Origin of the sequence: Rhodohalobacter sulfatireducens (genome assembly GCF_022012475.1) — a bacterium.
GTDB lineage: Bacteria > Bacteroidota > Rhodothermia > Balneolales > Balneolaceae > Rhodohalobacter > Rhodohalobacter sulfatireducens.
Window position 1 is genome coordinate 216,594 of record NZ_JAKLWS010000001.1, and the last position, 15,974, is coordinate 232,567.

Here is a 15,974-nt window from a genome sequence, read left to right on the forward strand (position 1 = left end):
GATAGCAAGAAGAGAAGACCAAGCACTTTTATTCAGTGTAAAGTGTCCAGAAAGCTCTTTATGATAACCTAAACTATGACGAAGATCTTGCATTAACCATTGATAATACGGTGAAGTACACGGCCAAAGACGGATGGAGAGAAAACAAAATTAAACAACGACAAGTGGCAAATGCCATTAAAAATAAATTACCTGAGGATGTGAATCTTAGTTTAGTCATGGAAGTTTTAAAGAATCAAAATGAGTACTGAGAAGTTTCAAATACAGGTATCCGACATCAATGTCGATGTCATAAAAAAGGATATTAAGAATATCCATTTGGCTGTCTATCCGCCATCGGGCAGAGTTCGTCTCTCCTCTCCGCGATCTATGAAAACCGAATCCCTTCGGCTCTTCGTGATCTCCAAACTCGGATGGATTAAAAAGCATATCCGGAAAATGAATGCCCAGGTACGGGTACCGGATCGGGAATATATCCAGGGAGAAAGTCACTGGGTTCAGGGTCAGCGGTATTTGTTGAATATCATTGAGGAAGAGGCTCCGCCAAAAGTGAAGATTCGTAATAAGAAATACCTGGATCTGTATGTGCGTCCCGGAAGTGATAAATCCAAAAGGGAGGAGGTCATCAAAGAATGGTACCGGGGAATGTTAAAAGAGCAGATACCGGCGCTCATTGAAAAGTGGGAGAACGAGCTTAGTGTAACCGTTCAGGACTGGGGAGTGAAACAGATGAAAACGAAATGGGGATCATGCAACATCCATGCAAAACGTATCTGGCTAAACCTGGAACTGGCTAAGAAACCGAAACCCCTTCTCGACTATGTTGTGCTACACGAAATCGCGCACCTGAAAGAACGCCTCCACAACGACCGATACAAAGGCATCTTAACCAAACACATGCCAAGCTGGAAAAGTCGGCAGGATGAATTGAATAAGATTGTTTATTGAAGTCAATTCGATAAAAGTTTATTGAGGATTGGCAGTCATCAAAATCTTTCTTCGATACATCCCTAAACTCCGTTATTACATTAATTTATGATCTTACAGGGGTTTTTTGTTAAAAGGAATTATTTAATTAGAAAATTTTGAAGTAAACGCATAAAAATACACATTAAAATTGTGTAAATTTAAAATTATCAATGACTTAACTTTCTATATGCTTTTTGATCCAACTAAATAAGCGAGGATAGTACTTGTAAACATAGGTTTTAAGCTCGGGATGAGAATTCGAAACTAGTTCGTCCATGTAATGGTAATAAGCTTTTGACAAAGAACCATTATCAATAGATAAATCATTGCTCATAACTGAACAGAGATAGAAAAACCTTAAGCATCGATCAATATCCTTTATGATTTCACGCTCCTCACTTGTTAAAACCTGATTTTCTAAAAACTTTGTTAACACTGGACTTACTTTAACTTTATATGAATATTCCGACTCAATGTCATCCAGTATGGGCAATAGTTCTCTAAACTCATCTTCCATCCTAAGTAATATATCAGCACCCTGAAGTTTTACAGCATTTCTATATCTAACCAAAGCCATTACGCCGCCAACTATTACAAATAAACCCGTAAATATTGAGATTATATCTAATAATGAGTTAGGCCAAAAATTTTCCATTTTAAATATTCTCTTTTTCAAATAGTTTTGATACTGGATGTCTTACACACTCATCAGCATCACCCGATAACAGAGTCTGCTCTGGATTTATCTCGATAAGCATTGCTTTACTTTCTGCTGCTTTTAATGTCCATTTTCTTATGTAATCGAAATATGACGTTGTTCCGATTGAAAGAATCAGATCAAAAAAACTATTTCCCACTAAATGTTCAATCTGTTCAACCAGTTCTTCTTCCAGATCTTCATCAAACCATACAACATTAGGTCTGCATATTGATTGACAATATTTACATTTGGGAGGCAATTCAGGGAGTTGAGGTCTTTCATCTCTGTAAACATGATTATTTTCCAAACACTTTAATTGCCAAATGTTTCCATGGATGTGAAACACATTATTGCTACCAGCTCTTTCATGTAAATTGTCAACGTTCTGAGTTAGAATAATCACTTTTTTACCTGATTTTTCCCATTGAGCTATACTTTTATGAGCTTGATTTGGTTCTACCTCAGATAACATTTTTCGTCTGTAATCGTACCATTGCCATACTTTTTCAGGGTTATCTTTGAATGCTCTACCTGTAGCCAGTTTTTCAGGATTCAATTTCTTCCACCATCCTCCTTTTGACCTAAAGGTTGGCACACCACTTTCTTGAGAAATTCCAGCACCAGTTACTACAAAAATTTCTTTAGCTACTTTTACTGCTTGCACTAGTGAAGACTCTTTGCCCTTGCTATTTAATAATAGACTCATTTCAAGAGCTCATCTCTTTGATTTTTGGTGATATGGTCGTACTTGATTTTATGCAAGTGGCTTGTTAATTGACAAAGAACGAGTTTCATTTCCGGGTAATTAGTTATCCCAATAAGATTCATTCTTCAAGGGCTCTTTTGGTTTACATTATTTTTTGATTGCAGAATTAACTTTACGAATGTCCATTATCTCTACTGCCACACTAAAACAGAGTGCTTAGATATTCCTCTGGTATATTCTGACGGTATCTTACTTTCAGGTAGTAAATGAGATTTGATAAAGTTTCCATTGAATATATCTGTATAAACTACAATTTATTTTTCCGATGATTTACCAATTGAATGTAATAAAATATGGCATGATTATGTCAAAATTGGCCCTAGTTATACTACTAGAATAATCTACCAATAGTACTGTTTCGATAGTATTTATCTTGATTTATTGATGTAGTCTTCAGTTTATTGCTATTCATCGCCCATTTTGTGTTCAAACTCCTATATTGTTAGCAGTTTTTTAAAATAATCAAACTATTGATGTTCACTTGACCCTGTAGCATTCATCGAAAATTTACGATTAATATGTTCCTATCAATCCTAAATGATCTTTCAAATCCTGTTTTGCTATCGTTAAGTTATTATAAAGAAATGCCTGTTTTCTTTAGTAATAAACCGAACTATCGTATCTTATTTATTCAACCTAATAACTCGTTATAACTTTTTTAAATTATGAATCTATCAAAAGAGACTATTCTTAACTCCGACCTTCACGCTGATTTTCTGGATTTAATAAATGAAGCACCAAGCGTAACGGTTGCAAAAAATATTGAAGATCTTGTCAATCTTTCTGTGGGTGGTGAAGATGAATTATCACAGGAAGTAACTTATGAACTCCCGAACGGTGAATTCAAAAAAGAAGCTATCGTTCACAGGGTAAAAAACGGGATCGCTGCTAATTATACCGAAGCATATATGAGACGGAGAGATCCTAAATGTATGGTGATTGCCGACGACTTTCCTACTGATAAAACAAAATTTGATGATCGATTTGATTATGATTTTGAAGAACTTCGTAAAGAAACTTTTGACTGGCTGAAAACCCAGGATCTGGGACTTTTTTACTTCAACGCAGGAAAAGCCGGAATGGGATACAAGGCGGTTGCTGTAATTCCTGCAAATGCCGGCTTTTTTGGCCTGGGACTTGCACTTCTGCAGGGTATTGTAAATCCCGATGAATTGGATGAAAATTTTGAACCAACTGCCTTTATCTATACTGCACCGCCATTCAGGCATACACATTTCGACGGAAAACAGGTAGTCGTACATAATCGGCAGCCTGATAACTATGAAATGTTCAGTTACAACCTGTATCCGGGACCAAGCGCTAAGAAAGGTGTATATGGAATGCTCATCGGCCAGGGTGAGGAAGAAGGCTGGGTAACGGCTCACTGCTCATCTGTACAGGTAAAAACTCCATACGACAACATTGTAACCTTTATGCATGAAGGTGCCAGCGGAGGTGGAAAAAGTGAAATGCTGCAGCAGCCCCACCGACTAGCGGATGGTCGATTGCTGTTGGGAGACAATTTATATAAAGATGACAAAAGGTATCTGGACCTCGCGCAAACCTGCGACCTGATGCCGGTTGCCGATGACATGGCGCTCTGCCACCCATCTTTGCAACGTGATGATGGCAAACTGGGACTGGAGGATGCTGAAGAGGGATGGTTTGTTCGTGTTGACCATATCAAAGAGTATGGAACGGATCCCTCCCTGGAAAAAATGACAGCCGTACCGCCAAAACCACTGCTTTTTTTGAATATCCAATCTGTACCGGGCGGCAGGGCGATGATATGGGATCATACAATGGATGAACCCGGTGTACCTTGCCCTAACCCAAGAGTTATCCTGCCCAGGGATATCGTCCCAAATATTGTTGAAGAACCGGTTCAAGTAGAGATTCGAAGTATCGGTATGCGCACACCCCCGTGTACGCAGGAAGAGCCTAATTATGGTATCGTGGGTATCATGCATGTATTACCACCGGCTCTTGCCTGGTTATGGCGACTGGTTGCTCCGCGCGGTCATGCCAATCCAAGCATTATTCAAACACAGGGTATCAGTAGTGAGGGTGTAGGAAGCTACTGGCCATTTGCTACCGGGAAGAAGGTTAAGCAGGCAAATCTGCTCTTAGAACAAATTAAAAATACACCTAAAGTTCAATATATCCTCACGCCAAATCAAACCATTGGTGCCTGGAAGGTTGGATTTATGTCTCAATGGGTAACCCGTGAATATTTGGCAAGAAAAGGAAACGCCAATTTCTCGGATAAACAGATCATGCCTGCCCGGTGCAGCGTTCTGGGTTATGCCCTGAAGCATATGACATTCGAAGGCCGAACAATTCCGGAATGGATGTTAAGAGTTGAGTTACAGCGTGAAGTTCAGGAAGAGGGCTATGACGCAGGTGCTGAAATTCTGATTGAATTCTTCCACAGAATGCTTAAGAAATTCATGTCACCAAACCTGGACGATCTCGGCAAACAAATTATCGAATGCTGCCTTGATAATGGAACGGTCGAAGACTATGAAAAATTAATGCACAATTAATTAAGGATATAATCCGCGAAGTTTTAGAAGACTTCGCGGATTTTCCATTTATAATCGTACAGCTTCATTTTAAAAGTCTCATCTCTTTTACTTAAAGCGAACCTCCGGCAACTTCTTGAGCATCTGAGCACTCGCTTCAGGAGTAATATCACGCTGGGGACTTCCAAGCATTTCATATCCTACTCTAAATTTTTTAACTGTTGCTGACCGAAGAAGCGGCGGGTAGAAATGCATATGAAAATGCCACTCCGGGTGATCTTCGCCATCAGTCGGCGCCGGGTGAAAACCGGCAGAGTAGGGAAATGAAACCTCAAAAATATTATCGTACTTAATGGTTATGCGACGAATCATATCCGCAAGTGAGTCTTTCTCATCAACGGTCATATCCGTGAACCTACCAAACGGCCGCTTGCTAACCATCAGCGTTTCAAACGGCCAAAATGCCCAAAAAGGAACAACGACAATGAAATCATCATTCTCTGCAACCACTCTTACTTCCTTCTCGATTTCCAATTCAACATAATCGCTCAGTAACGTACGGCTATGTTCTGAATAATATTTTTTGAACTGTTTCAACTCTTTAGCCGGTTCATCGGGAATGGTTTCCTGGGCCCATATTTGCCCGTGCGGGTGCGGATTGCTGCATCCCATAATCTCTCCCTTGTTTTCAAAGATCTGTACATAATTTATATAGGGACGACTTCCCAGCTCGGTATACTCCCTGGTCCACAGGTCCACAACTTCACGGATTTGAGGCAGCTCCATTTCAGGCAGAGTGAAATCATGCCGGGGTGAAAAACAGATCACCCTGCAAATACCCTTTTCGCCTTTTGCAATGAGCAGATCTTTTTGGTTGGTCTCTTCGGATGGAGTATCCGGTTTCAAAGCACTGAAATCATTCGTAAACACAAATGTACTTTTGTACTCGGGATTACTGGCATCGCCCGCCCGATCATTGCCGGGGCACAGATAGCACTCAGGATCATACTTTGGCTTCTCATCCCCCGGTGTATCTTCCTGTTTGCCCTGCCAGGGACGCTTCGCTCTGTGAGGTGAAACCTGGATCCATTCGCCTGTTAATGGATTATATCGCCGATGCGGATGATTGGATAGATCAAGCATATTCCTAGTTTTAAAAATTTATGATTTTTCGTGCTTGTGCTTTTAGACTCTCAATGATAAAGTATACTCATAATAATATTTTTCTTCCTTCCCCCTCTTTTTGTTTACACAAACAACTTCTTTCATCTCCTTTATTCTTTTTAATCATTCTTCAGGACTTTCACGTTTTAAATGTTTGGATGAATTGGAATTTTTTTTCTTTTCTTCTTTCTCGTAATGGTTCGATTATATTAACAAGATTAAATTCCCGACATAATTTTTCTACCAATCATCTCTTTGAAAATATTCATCGCTTCCGGTCCGGCATCTATCACTGCATCAATAATCTTCTCCAACTGATCCGGATCGATGCCTGTAATATTGGCTCTTATTCTTTTTTTATCCGGGCTCATACTTAAAAAGATATTTTGTGAATCGATGGTAATTTGAAATGTGAAGCGTGGTGATTTTATTTTAGTTAACATATTTTATTCCATCAATTAATTTTTTAAGGTTTGATCAGTTTCCTGCTGTTCAGTCCATTGTAAATATTTAAATTGCTTTCTCATTAAATTCCGAGAACTCATCTACGGTATCAAAAATACCTTTAAATAGGATAGAATAAGTACTATAAATATCTTTGGGGCCACCTTGGTATGTTCGAAAATTCATCACTGCTTTCTCTTTTACATCCTGAATAATCATTCTCAAATGTTTTTCTTTAGATATCATATTATTTCTGCAAATCCACTCGGCTGCTTCGTATATGGAAGCTAAGATTATATTGTACTCAAACATCAAAACCGGAAAAACTTCTCTTTCACCACTTTTTCTGGTCAGTATTATTGAGGACTCATATTGGTCATTAAGTTTTAGGACATTCCTGCCTTCATCATTACTGTATTGAGTATTCCGTGTAAGAAAATCAATTTTTCTTTTTTCAGTAGAGGCCTTCAAAACAGGTAACCTAAAAACAACAACTCTGCCTGCTGGATAAAAACCAATGGTTCCGCCTTCAGAATTTCGTGATTCTAAATATTCAAAATTGATATTACCCAGTCTGATTACTTTGGTTAAAACGTACTGAAATACAGGATCTTTAAAACAATTCATCACTTTGAAATGCATAAACACAGCTTCCCTCAATGTTCTGCCTCCACTTAACCGGCCAGGCAGCTCTAAAACGTCTTTAATCAGCCAGTTATCATGCTTCTTTTTGTATAGTACCCGATGGACAGCCTTATCTATGAAAAAATAATCTATCGCAATTTCAGTATCGGTTTCTGTTCTTGCTTCAGGTTTGAGCCACCCAAAGCCTAAGTGTGATGGAAATGAGTTTATTTTGAACATTGTGCTAAATATTTCATGATTAGAATAATTAATATTTAACCGGAGGAGAAATAAAAGGTGAGCGTCAGTGTACGTCCGGTTACTAGCACAACAGGCGCTTTAGCAGCATTTATGAATCGCTCTGCAAGTTGCCGTTAAATCAGCGATAGAAGTAATGTAGCTATGCTTAGTGTCTTAAGTCAATAGTGTGAAAAAATATATTTTTGAGGATTTTAACTCACCCAAATCTGTACGGATTTCCGGAATTTATATGCGTCACATCAACCCCGGGGAGATTCTTTAGCAGCCAGTCTTTCATGTAGATTGAACCGGGATCTTCACTGTCTGTGTGGCCGAGAACAATGAGTGAAGTTTCTTTGCCTGAAGCAGTTCTATCACGGACATATTCAGGAGTTGTCCATTCCGTTGATTCGCCAATCAGCACAACATCCGGATCATTCTCCTTGATCAATCGGATATGATTTTCACCTCCCATGGCTCCGGGCAGCAGAAGTACTTTCTCGCAAACATGATTGCTATTCCCGAAGTATCTAACAGTATCAATTCCCAGCCTTGCCTTAACGTGCGTAATCAATTCAGTCAATGAAAGTGCCGGGATTTCCAGGATACGCGGACTCGATTCCTCCACTACATATGGTTTCCACATCAATTTATCGAGCAGGCCACTGTAAACGCCATCCGGGCTGTGGCGGTGGATGTAATCATGGTTTCGCCAGATTGCAATCTCGTTCTCCTCAAGCAGATTCGATTTGTACTGATAGGTGGAGTCATCCTCCAACCAATCGGTTTCGTCGAGATGATTGTAAAATGTGGGCTCGTGCGGTATGATAAAATTCGCTCCAATCTGGATTGCATACTCAATAACCGGAATGGTGGCAAACATGCTTGTGATGATGCCCGTCACTTCTATATCTCTGCTCCCGGCCTTCAGTGTATCCACAGTTTCCGTCAACGGCTCACCGGTGGACTCCTCAATAAAGCGATCCATGATTTCGCCCACCGTCCACGTTTTGTTTTGAGCAGATGCCTGCCTGAACGGAATACTCAATAACAATCCCCCGGCAGAAGCTTTCGAGATATCGGAGATGAACTCTCTTCGTGTTTTTGACTCCGTAGCTTTTTGTTTCTTTTCCTTCATTAAATACCACTTAAATGAGCTCTTTTCAAAATAGAACGTTCATTTGATGATCTAATTATTCATCTGACGATTCCTCACCTAACGTTCGCCCGGTACTGATCATAATATGGGCCCATGGTTCACCGGGATTCATCAGCCAGGGAGCTCCCTCGCTTGCAGGTTTCGTAGCAATTCCGGTATTCTCTTCAGTAGCATAGGGAACATATACTACATAAAGCGGACTGGCAGAATTGAGCTGATCTCTTGAATAATCGTATCCACTGTCTGAGCCTGAAAGTGAATAGAGCGCCATCGGTTTATCCGGCCACGACAGTTCACCCGATTCTATCTCTTGTTTTCGAATTGCCATCACCTCTTCTCTTGACAGGCCTTCTGCACGGAGTTCTCGTCCCCTTTCCATAAAGGGCTCCATCTCTTTAAAATAACAGGCTACGTGAAATCGATCTACATTCGGATCATCTGCAATGCAGATTAATTCATTGGTACCTTCCCTCAACGTTACCAAATCTCCGTTTTGATCATAGCCCAAAACAGTAGCACCATTCTTCATCTCTGCAGGTGCAGGGCTCACTGCAGCTACAATCTGTTTTTCGGGAGAGGGAATTTCATTTTGGGCAGCAAGCGGATCAACCCATATTAATACTAGTATTACTGTACATCCTACTAAAAATCGTCTCATTACAACTCCTCCATTCACTGTTAAATGTTTGATGACTAACATACTATTGTTCCTGCTCTATTTCCATACCCTGCCCGGTTGATTAAAAACCTATTATTTAAACTCCACTTACACCTTCTTTCTATATCACTATTAGTTCAGTTAACCTTATTCTGTATGAAAACCATACCCCCTCAAAATCATCACCCTTTTAAGATGAATATTTGAGTTTGATTTTTCTTCAGGTTAGCCGCTTAAAGCAGCAAAAAGCAGACGGTTTGCGGGTATCCACGCACAGAATTCGCAATATGAACTAAAATAATTTTGGCAGATGATCAAAAAAACTTAATAATTTAGGGCAATAATCCCCACCCTTCGACGATGCTTTTTACTGTTTTTGAGTTTCCATCCATTTTTCCCTTTTAACGCATTTATCCACTTCTCCACATTTCCGAATAAACATTAAAAAATAATGTTTTAGCCCTCTTATCCACCATTTATTAGGGGTTTATCCACAAACCGCCAATTTAACTTCGGAAGCGGTTCCATAAATATATTTTATTTAAAACTCAAGCATAACTTTAAAAATAATGCATGATTAATTTTATGACTTAATAATTTATTTGATTATTGATTTAACCTAATTAATTTAGTTCGAGCCTAAACGGCTTATCTCTAACTTTTTAAACTCAATCAACCTTAATTAAAGTTTTATTTTAGAATGAAGCTACGATATGGAATAATATTAACATTACTGGTTTTGCTGTTGAGCGCATCTGCGTTTGATGTCTTTGAAACGGAGGCTTTAACAACTGAAGAAGCTGCAACGACTACAGTAATTCAAACGAATGGAAATGAATACAACTCAATGGAAGAGTTCCAGGCATCCACAGACTTTATCAAGTTTACAATTGATAACCTGTGGATTCTGATCGCTGCATTTATGGTTCTCATGATGCACTTGGGATTCGCATCCGTTGAAAGTGGCTTAACTCAATCAAAAAATGCAGTCAATGTTATCTATAAAAATGTCTTTATAGTTACTGTTGGTATTTTACTCTATGCCTTTGTCGGCTTCCAGATTATGTATCCGGGGGACTTTAACGGGGTCTTTGGCTTTGGAGGATTTGGGATCGGTTTTGATCCTTCTGATCCGGTAGCCATGCTAACCCCTGCCTATGGTATGGATATGACAATTTGGTCTGATTTCATCTTTCAGGCCATGTTTGCTGCTACTGCTGCTACTATAGTTTCCGGTTGTGTTACGGGGCGTATTAAATTGTCCTCGTTCATGGTTTTCGGGGTTCTGCTCCTTGCATTCAGCTATCCTGTTACCGGAAGCTGGGTATGGGGCGGTGGCTGGTTAGACGCTATGGGTTTTTACGACTTTGCTGGTTCTACCCTCGTTCACGGAGTTGGAGGTGCAGCCGGTCTTGCCTGTGTAATCCTTTTGGGTGCCAGAACCGGTAAGTATGTAGGCGGTACCACACATGGTATACCCGCTCACAACATTCCACTTGCAACCGTGGGTGTATTTATTCTCTGGCTTGGATGGTTTGGATTTAACGGCGGCTCTGTATTGAATGCAGATCCAGCTACCGTTTCCTATGTATTTGTAACGACTGCTTTAGCTGCTTGTGCCGGTGCATTAGCTTCTATGGTAACTACACAAATAGTTATGAAATCTCTGGATGCTCCTATGGCCCTTAACGGAATTCTGGCCGGCTTGGTGGGTATTACTGCCGGTGCAGATGCAGTTTCCCTGATGGACGCTGTGATGATTGGTGCCATTGCAGGTATCATCGTGGTATTGTCAATCCTTATGTTCGACAAACTCAGAATCGACGACCCTGTTGGTGCAATCTCCGTTCATGGTGTTTGCGGTATCTGGGGTACTGTAGCAGTAGGTATTTTCTCACCTGATGTAAGTTTTGGCGTTCAATTGTTAGGAACGTTGAGTATCGTTGCCTTCACATTTGTTTTCTCCTTTATTGTTTTTGGAGCTATCAAAGCGGCTGTTGGCGTACGGGTATCCAAGGAGATTGAATCTGACGGTCTTGATATTTCAGAACATGGGAATCAAGCTTACCCAGACTTCTCACCTGTTAAAACCTCAGAGTTGGGTGCTTTTGCAGATTAATCCAATCTGATATTAATTCAAGTTTTTTAACGAATTAAAGTCCTGTTCTTCATGCAAGAACAGGACTTTAACTTACTTCCTAAGACTATTCAATACCTAATTTACCGAGTAAGATTTTTAAATCATTTATCTTAATTAACCCCTCAACCATATTTTACTATGAAACTAACGAAACTTTTAAAATCTCTTTTATTAACTGTAGTTCTTACAGTCATTATCGGCAGTACCGTTGCCGTTAAGAATGTTCAAGCCCAGGAACTTTCACCCGGCGTTGACTTCTACAGCACGTATGTATGGCGTGGTGTTGCTTATTCCGGTCCCTCCGTTCAGCCTTACGTAGATTTCACTGCAGGTGGATTTACTTTAGGCGCATGGGGATCCCAGGGAATTGACGGAAACGCCGGAAGTCCCGGTTTCCAGGAGATGGACCTCTACGCTTCTTACGATTTTGATTTCGGGCTGAGCCTTGGAATTACGGATTACTATTATCCCGGTTCGCTCTACTTCGATGGCGAAAGTCACGCCTTTGAACTCAACGGAGGTTTTTCATCGGGCGATTTCTCAATCTCTGCAAACTACATTCTAAATGAAGCAGCAGGCGCAGGTTCAGCCGGTGGCGACACTTACTTTGAACTTGGATACGGCCCCGTATTTGTTGGGGGTGGAGACGGCTGGCACTCAACTGATGGCGATTTTGCGATTGTGAACGTTGGAGTAGGTGCCTCTAAAGAGATACAGATCACCGATTCATTTTCTCTGCCGATTAGCGGAGCTGTAGTTCTTAATCCCGATACAGAGCAGTTTTATATTCTTGCAGGTTTCTCTCTCTAACAAAAAACAACTTATTCACACGTAGAAAAACCATCCTATTTTTCTACTCCGGACCAGGCAAATATTGACGTATTTGCCTGGTTTTTTATTCTTCCGTCAGCTAACGGAGAGAAAGTGTTTTCAACTGTTCTTGAAAAACACAGAGGGATGTTAAGCCCGTCAGGTTTAGACTTATAAATGCACCAATACTTTCCCAACTTGCTCTCCATTCTGAATTCGGCCAATCTCACCAGGTAAGTTTTCAAGAGGCTCCTCTCTGCAGAATTTTTCAAGATTACCGGGCTTCCAATCTTTTGAAAGTTTTTTCCAAATGCGAATCCGGTCTCTCATCAAGGTAATTCCCGAATCAATTCCCATTAGGCTGACCCCCCTCAAAATAAACGGGTAGATATTTGTATGTAATTCATGGCCTAATACATTTCCGCAACAGGCAACCACACCATTGTGAGATGTTTGCCTCAAAACCGCATCCAACATTTTTCCGCCAACCGTGTCCAACGCAGCCACCCACTTCGAGGATAGCATCGGTTTGTTTTCAATCCTTGTCACATTATCCCGATGAATCACTTCAGCAGCTCCCAAATCTTTCAATAAACCTGTTTGATCCATTTTGCCGGTTGCAGCTGTAACCTCATATCCTAAGTGAGAGAACAGGGCGACTCCAAATGACCCCACAGCTCCGGTTGCTCCGGTCACAAGCACACTACCGCTCTTTCTTTTCACCTGCTGACCCAAAATCTTCTCAACACCGATACCCGCCGTCAACCCGGACGTTCCGATCATCATGCTCTCTTTCAATGTCAATCCACCCGGTAAAGGTACAATCCAGTCTCCGGGTACAGATATGTACTGTCCAAATCCTCCCGGCGTGTTCATTCCCAAATCATAACTGGTCACGATTACTTTGTCCCCGGCTTGAAACCTCTCATCTTTACTTTCTTCCACAACACCTGCCGCATCAATTCCCGGTGTGAACGGGTAGTGTTTTGTAACTCCTTTGTGACCGGTGGCGGATAACGCATCTTTATAATTGAGGGAAGAATAGTGAACCCGAATCAACACATCATTCTCCGGCAGGTCTGTTGTATTCAGCTTTTTGACTGACTGAACAAACTCTCCAGCTTTCTCTTCCGCGACAAGTGCTTTATAGGTTTTTGATTTCATATGATTTGTTTTGAAATAAATTCCCCCTTCGAAGGGGGAAAGTGAAATGAGCGTTTGCCAAAGGCATCCCTCGGGGTAGCGAATGAACTCGGGGGATGACAATGGCTTCAAACTACTTTCATGCTCCGAATCATAAAAAAGATGTTTAACCATCCCCTGCGATCCTCAGCGCCCACAGCGGTTCTATTTTAACAGCAGTGTTCGCAGGGCCCGCGGGGAATCCCTTTTCAAGAAAAAATCCTCTTAAACCAAGACACAATCATATCATCATACGGTGGATACCGAAAATCGGGATCAGGCCAGAATGGCTTTTTCATGATGGATTTATTTCTGCTGAATGTATCAAAACTATATTTACCGTGATACGACCCCATTCCGCTTGACCCAACTCCGCCAAATGGAAGATTCGGATTCCCTAAATGCTGAACCGTTTCATTAATGCAACCTCCCCCAAAAGGCACTTCATCAATAATCCGTTCTTCTAACTCTGTATCTTTTGTAAACAGGTAAAGCGCCAGTGGCGATGGCCTGTCTCTGAGCCTTTCAATAAGCTCGGATGGATCAGAGTAGGTTAATATTGGCATCAACGGGCCAAAAATTTCATCCTGCATGATTTCCGAACCCCAATCAGCCTGAATAATTGTCGGTTCTATAAAAAGATTTTCTTTATTGCTGATTCCACCAAATATCACTTCACTTTGATCCAATAAATTTTGAAGGCGATCGAAGTGAGATTCATTGACGATTTTTGTGTAGTTCCCGCCCGGGTGATAATCATCCCTGAAAAATTGAGACAGTACATTTTTGGATTGATCTATGAATTCATTTCGAACCGATTTATGAACTGCTACAAAATCCGGTGCCACACACGTCTGGCCTGCATTGATGGTTTTCCCCCACCAGATTCTCCTGGCGCATACCTCGATATCGGCGTCTTCATGGACAATTGCCGGACTCTTTCCACCCAATTCCAATGTTACCGGTATGAGTTGCTCCGCTGCAGCTTTCATTACAATTTTTCCAACCCGTGAACTTCCCGTAAAAAAGATTTTGTCGAAGGGTTGATTCAGAAGTTCGGTCGTTGTATCAACAGCACCTTCAACAACAGCTATCATACCTGTATCAAAAGATTCAGATATCAATGACTTAAGAGCAGATGATGTTTCCGGTGCTATTTCAGATGGTTTAAGTATGGCTGTATTCCCGGCAGAAATTGCGCCGACCAACGGCATAAGTGTCAAATGAATTGGATAGTTCCATGCCCCAATAATTAGAACCGTTCCGAGCGGTTGCTTATAGATTTTATTTCTGCTTGGAAACGTAACTATTGAACTACCCACGGTTTCCGGCTCCATCCACTTTTTCAGATTTTTTAGATGGTAGTCTATTTCGTGAAGAACTGTATAAATCTCCGTGGAGAATGACTCGAAATAGGGCTTTCCAAAATCAGCCTTTACAGCCTCACAAAACTCCTTTTCGTTATTAGCTATAAGATCCCGAAGCTTTTCAAGGTTGGCTTTTCGAACTTCAAAATTGCGAGTATTTCCTTTACGAAAAAAGTTCTTTTGATTTTCAAAAACCTGCTCAATATTCATACTCTTAATTATTTCGTCCTTTAAAGGAATCCATTGTTTGATATACGCCAAAAATGCGTCCAGCTATCCAATCGAAAAAAGAAGCAGGCAGTATTCCTTTTAAAACGGGTGTCAATCGCACCATAAACGGAGCTTTAATCGAGCGTTTTCGTTTTGCAATTCCCTTCAGCATTCGGTTCACGATATCCTCGGTTTTCAGGATTGGTGTCAGCAGCGGCGCCTTCACTCCTTCAAACATTCCCGTATCAATGTAGCTGGGAATGACAGTGGTAATATCAATACCGGTGTGATTTTGTTTCATCTCCAAATAGAGAGAATCCGACCATCCCAAAACAGCCCATTTACTTGCGGCATACACACTCATTCTTGGGTTCCCGATATAACCTGAAGCTGATGCCAGGTTCACGATGTGGCCTGAGCCTCGCTCAATCATTCTGTTTATAAAAGCCCGAACCACAAACATACTGCCACTCACATTTACGCGAAGTGTTTTATCAATTTCGTGGTACCTGTATTCCTGAAACAGTTTACCTGTAACTATACCGGCACAGTTTAAAATGATATCGGGGGTCAGATTTTGTTTGATTAATCGTTCTGCCTCCAATTCAACTCGATTGGCATCCGTGATGTCGATAATAGATCTATCAACTTTACAGTTTTCCATTAAATCGTCGGCCGTTTCATTCAGCGAATCAGCGTTCAAATCCCACAAAATAAGAGTAACACCCGGTACACCGCTCACCCTTTCTGCAAATCGTTTACCGATTCCACTTGCAGCACCGGTTATCAGAATAGTTTTATGTTGATAGTAGTCCATCATCTCTTCTAAAAGCTTACAAAATATAATGGCCTGTGAAAAATGTTTTTATGAATGATCTCGGTTTAATGAGATTGCCTTTTTCTTACCATTAAATCTCTGGTGATATGTCTAAAAGTACAGAATGATATTACCATTCATTCCAACTTATAAAAAAATATAATGCCTCCAAGCTAGTTGATTTACTTTAGTCCTTTTA

At 40.7% G+C, this 15,974-nt stretch carries 14 protein-coding genes; 4 read left to right on the forward strand and 10 right to left on the reverse strand.

What is annotated here, in order from left to right:
* Positions 1 to 240 precede the first annotated feature (240 nt).
* Positions 241 to 948, forward strand: coding sequence for a M48 family metallopeptidase (locus L6773_RS00910; protein ID WP_237851953.1), 708 nt, complete (start codon positions 241 to 243; stop codon positions 946 to 948).
* Between the two features lie 196 nt (positions 949 to 1,144).
* On the opposite strand, the gene L6773_RS00915 is transcribed toward L6773_RS00910, so the two are convergent.
* Entirely contained in the window at positions 1,145 to 1,624 is a 480-nt protein-coding gene (locus L6773_RS00915; protein WP_237851954.1) for a hypothetical protein, read from the reverse strand.
* 1 nt (position 1,625) lies between these two features.
* Complete coding sequence (locus L6773_RS00920) at positions 1,626 to 2,375, reverse strand: SIR2 family NAD-dependent protein deacylase (RefSeq protein ID WP_237851955.1); 750 nt, start codon at positions 2,373 to 2,375, stop codon at positions 1,626 to 1,628.
* A 725-nt stretch (positions 2,376 to 3,100) separates the two neighbouring features.
* Here L6773_RS00920 and L6773_RS00925 point away from each other — a divergent pair.
* Entirely contained in the window at positions 3,101 to 4,981 is a 1,881-nt protein-coding gene (locus tag L6773_RS00925; RefSeq protein ID WP_237851956.1) for a DUF4914 family protein, read from the forward strand.
* Positions 4,982 to 5,068: 87 nt separating this feature from the next.
* On the opposite strand, the gene L6773_RS00930 is transcribed toward L6773_RS00925, so the two are convergent.
* The 5 genes from L6773_RS00930 to L6773_RS00950 all read right to left on the reverse strand — a co-directional run bounded on the left by L6773_RS00930 (position 5,069) and on the right by L6773_RS00950 (position 9,249).
* Positions 5,069 to 6,103, reverse strand: coding sequence for a UDP-glucose--hexose-1-phosphate uridylyltransferase (locus tag L6773_RS00930; RefSeq protein WP_237851957.1), 1,035 nt, complete (start codon positions 6,101 to 6,103; stop codon positions 5,069 to 5,071).
* 239 nt (positions 6,104 to 6,342) lie between these two features.
* Entirely contained in the window at positions 6,343 to 6,567 is a 225-nt protein-coding gene (locus tag L6773_RS00935) for a hypothetical protein (protein WP_237851958.1), read from the reverse strand.
* Positions 6,568 to 6,634: 67 nt separating this feature from the next.
* The gene (locus L6773_RS00940; RefSeq protein ID WP_237851959.1) at positions 6,635 to 7,432 is read right to left on the reverse strand and encodes a hypothetical protein; all 798 of its coding nucleotides are present in this window, start codon (positions 7,430 to 7,432) and stop codon (positions 6,635 to 6,637) included.
* Between the two features lie 217 nt (positions 7,433 to 7,649).
* Positions 7,650 to 8,570: a Nif3-like dinuclear metal center hexameric protein gene (locus L6773_RS00945; RefSeq protein WP_237851960.1), complete on the reverse strand. Its 921-nt coding sequence runs from the start codon at positions 8,568 to 8,570 to the stop codon at positions 7,650 to 7,652.
* A gap of 55 nt (positions 8,571 to 8,625) precedes the next feature.
* On the reverse strand, positions 8,626 to 9,249 hold the full coding sequence (locus tag L6773_RS00950) for a hypothetical protein (RefSeq protein WP_237851961.1): 624 nt from the start codon (positions 9,247 to 9,249) through the stop codon (positions 8,626 to 8,628).
* A gap of 700 nt (positions 9,250 to 9,949) precedes the next feature.
* On the opposite strand from L6773_RS00950, the gene L6773_RS00955 reads away from it, so the two are divergent.
* Positions 9,950 to 11,368: an ammonium transporter gene (locus tag L6773_RS00955; protein ID WP_237851962.1), complete on the forward strand. Its 1,419-nt coding sequence runs from the start codon at positions 9,950 to 9,952 to the stop codon at positions 11,366 to 11,368.
* A gap of 159 nt (positions 11,369 to 11,527) precedes the next feature.
* Positions 11,528 to 12,199 carry a TorF family putative porin gene (locus tag L6773_RS00960; RefSeq protein WP_237851963.1) on the forward strand — a complete coding sequence of 224 codons (672 nt, stop codon included), beginning with the start codon at positions 11,528 to 11,530 and terminating at the stop codon, positions 12,197 to 12,199.
* A gap of 171 nt (positions 12,200 to 12,370) precedes the next feature.
* On the opposite strand, the gene L6773_RS00965 is transcribed toward L6773_RS00960, so the two are convergent.
* From L6773_RS00965 to L6773_RS00975, 3 genes are all read right to left on the reverse strand, one after another.
* Complete coding sequence (locus tag L6773_RS00965) at positions 12,371 to 13,363, reverse strand: YhdH/YhfP family quinone oxidoreductase (RefSeq protein ID WP_237851964.1); 993 nt, start codon at positions 13,361 to 13,363, stop codon at positions 12,371 to 12,373.
* Positions 13,364 to 13,590: 227 nt separating this feature from the next.
* Positions 13,591 to 14,958: an aldehyde dehydrogenase family protein gene (locus L6773_RS00970; protein ID WP_237851965.1), complete on the reverse strand. Its 1,368-nt coding sequence runs from the start codon at positions 14,956 to 14,958 to the stop codon at positions 13,591 to 13,593.
* 4 nt (positions 14,959 to 14,962) lie between these two features.
* Complete coding sequence (locus L6773_RS00975) at positions 14,963 to 15,778, reverse strand: SDR family NAD(P)-dependent oxidoreductase (RefSeq protein ID WP_237851966.1); 816 nt, start codon at positions 15,776 to 15,778, stop codon at positions 14,963 to 14,965.
* Positions 15,779 to 15,974: the final 196 nt, after the last annotated feature.

What these genes read in the sequence shown, in the direction of transcription:
- L6773_RS00910 (WP_237851953.1), top strand. Translation starts at nt 241, where the DNA reads ATGAGTACTGAGAAGTTTCAAATACAGGTATCCGACATCAATGTCGAT.
- L6773_RS00915 (WP_237851954.1), bottom strand. Translation starts at nt 1,624, where the DNA reads ATGGAAAATTTTTGGCCTAACTCATTATTAGATATAATCTCAATATTT.
- L6773_RS00920 (WP_237851955.1), bottom strand. Translation starts at nt 2,375, where the DNA reads ATGAGTCTATTATTAAATAGCAAGGGCAAAGAGTCTTCACTAGTGCAA.
- L6773_RS00925 (WP_237851956.1), top strand. Translation starts at nt 3,101, where the DNA reads ATGAATCTATCAAAAGAGACTATTCTTAACTCCGACCTTCACGCTGAT.
- L6773_RS00930 (WP_237851957.1), bottom strand. Translation starts at nt 6,103, where the DNA reads ATGCTTGATCTATCCAATCATCCGCATCGGCGATATAATCCATTAACA.
- L6773_RS00935 (WP_237851958.1), bottom strand. Translation starts at nt 6,567, where the DNA reads ATGTTAACTAAAATAAAATCACCACGCTTCACATTTCAAATTACCATC.
- L6773_RS00940 (WP_237851959.1), bottom strand. Translation starts at nt 7,432, where the DNA reads ATGTTCAAAATAAACTCATTTCCATCACACTTAGGCTTTGGGTGGCTC.
- L6773_RS00945 (WP_237851960.1), bottom strand. Translation starts at nt 8,570, where the DNA reads ATGAAGGAAAAGAAACAAAAAGCTACGGAGTCAAAAACACGAAGAGAG.
- L6773_RS00950 (WP_237851961.1), bottom strand. Translation starts at nt 9,249, where the DNA reads ATGAGACGATTTTTAGTAGGATGTACAGTAATACTAGTATTAATATGG.
- L6773_RS00955 (WP_237851962.1), top strand. Translation starts at nt 9,950, where the DNA reads ATGAAGCTACGATATGGAATAATATTAACATTACTGGTTTTGCTGTTG.
- L6773_RS00960 (WP_237851963.1), top strand. Translation starts at nt 11,528, where the DNA reads ATGAAACTAACGAAACTTTTAAAATCTCTTTTATTAACTGTAGTTCTT.
- L6773_RS00965 (WP_237851964.1), bottom strand. Translation starts at nt 13,363, where the DNA reads ATGAAATCAAAAACCTATAAAGCACTTGTCGCGGAAGAGAAAGCTGGA.
- L6773_RS00970 (WP_237851965.1), bottom strand. Translation starts at nt 14,958, where the DNA reads ATGAATATTGAGCAGGTTTTTGAAAATCAAAAGAACTTTTTTCGTAAA.
- L6773_RS00975 (WP_237851966.1), bottom strand. Translation starts at nt 15,778, where the DNA reads ATGATGGACTACTATCAACATAAAACTATTCTGATAACCGGTGCTGCA.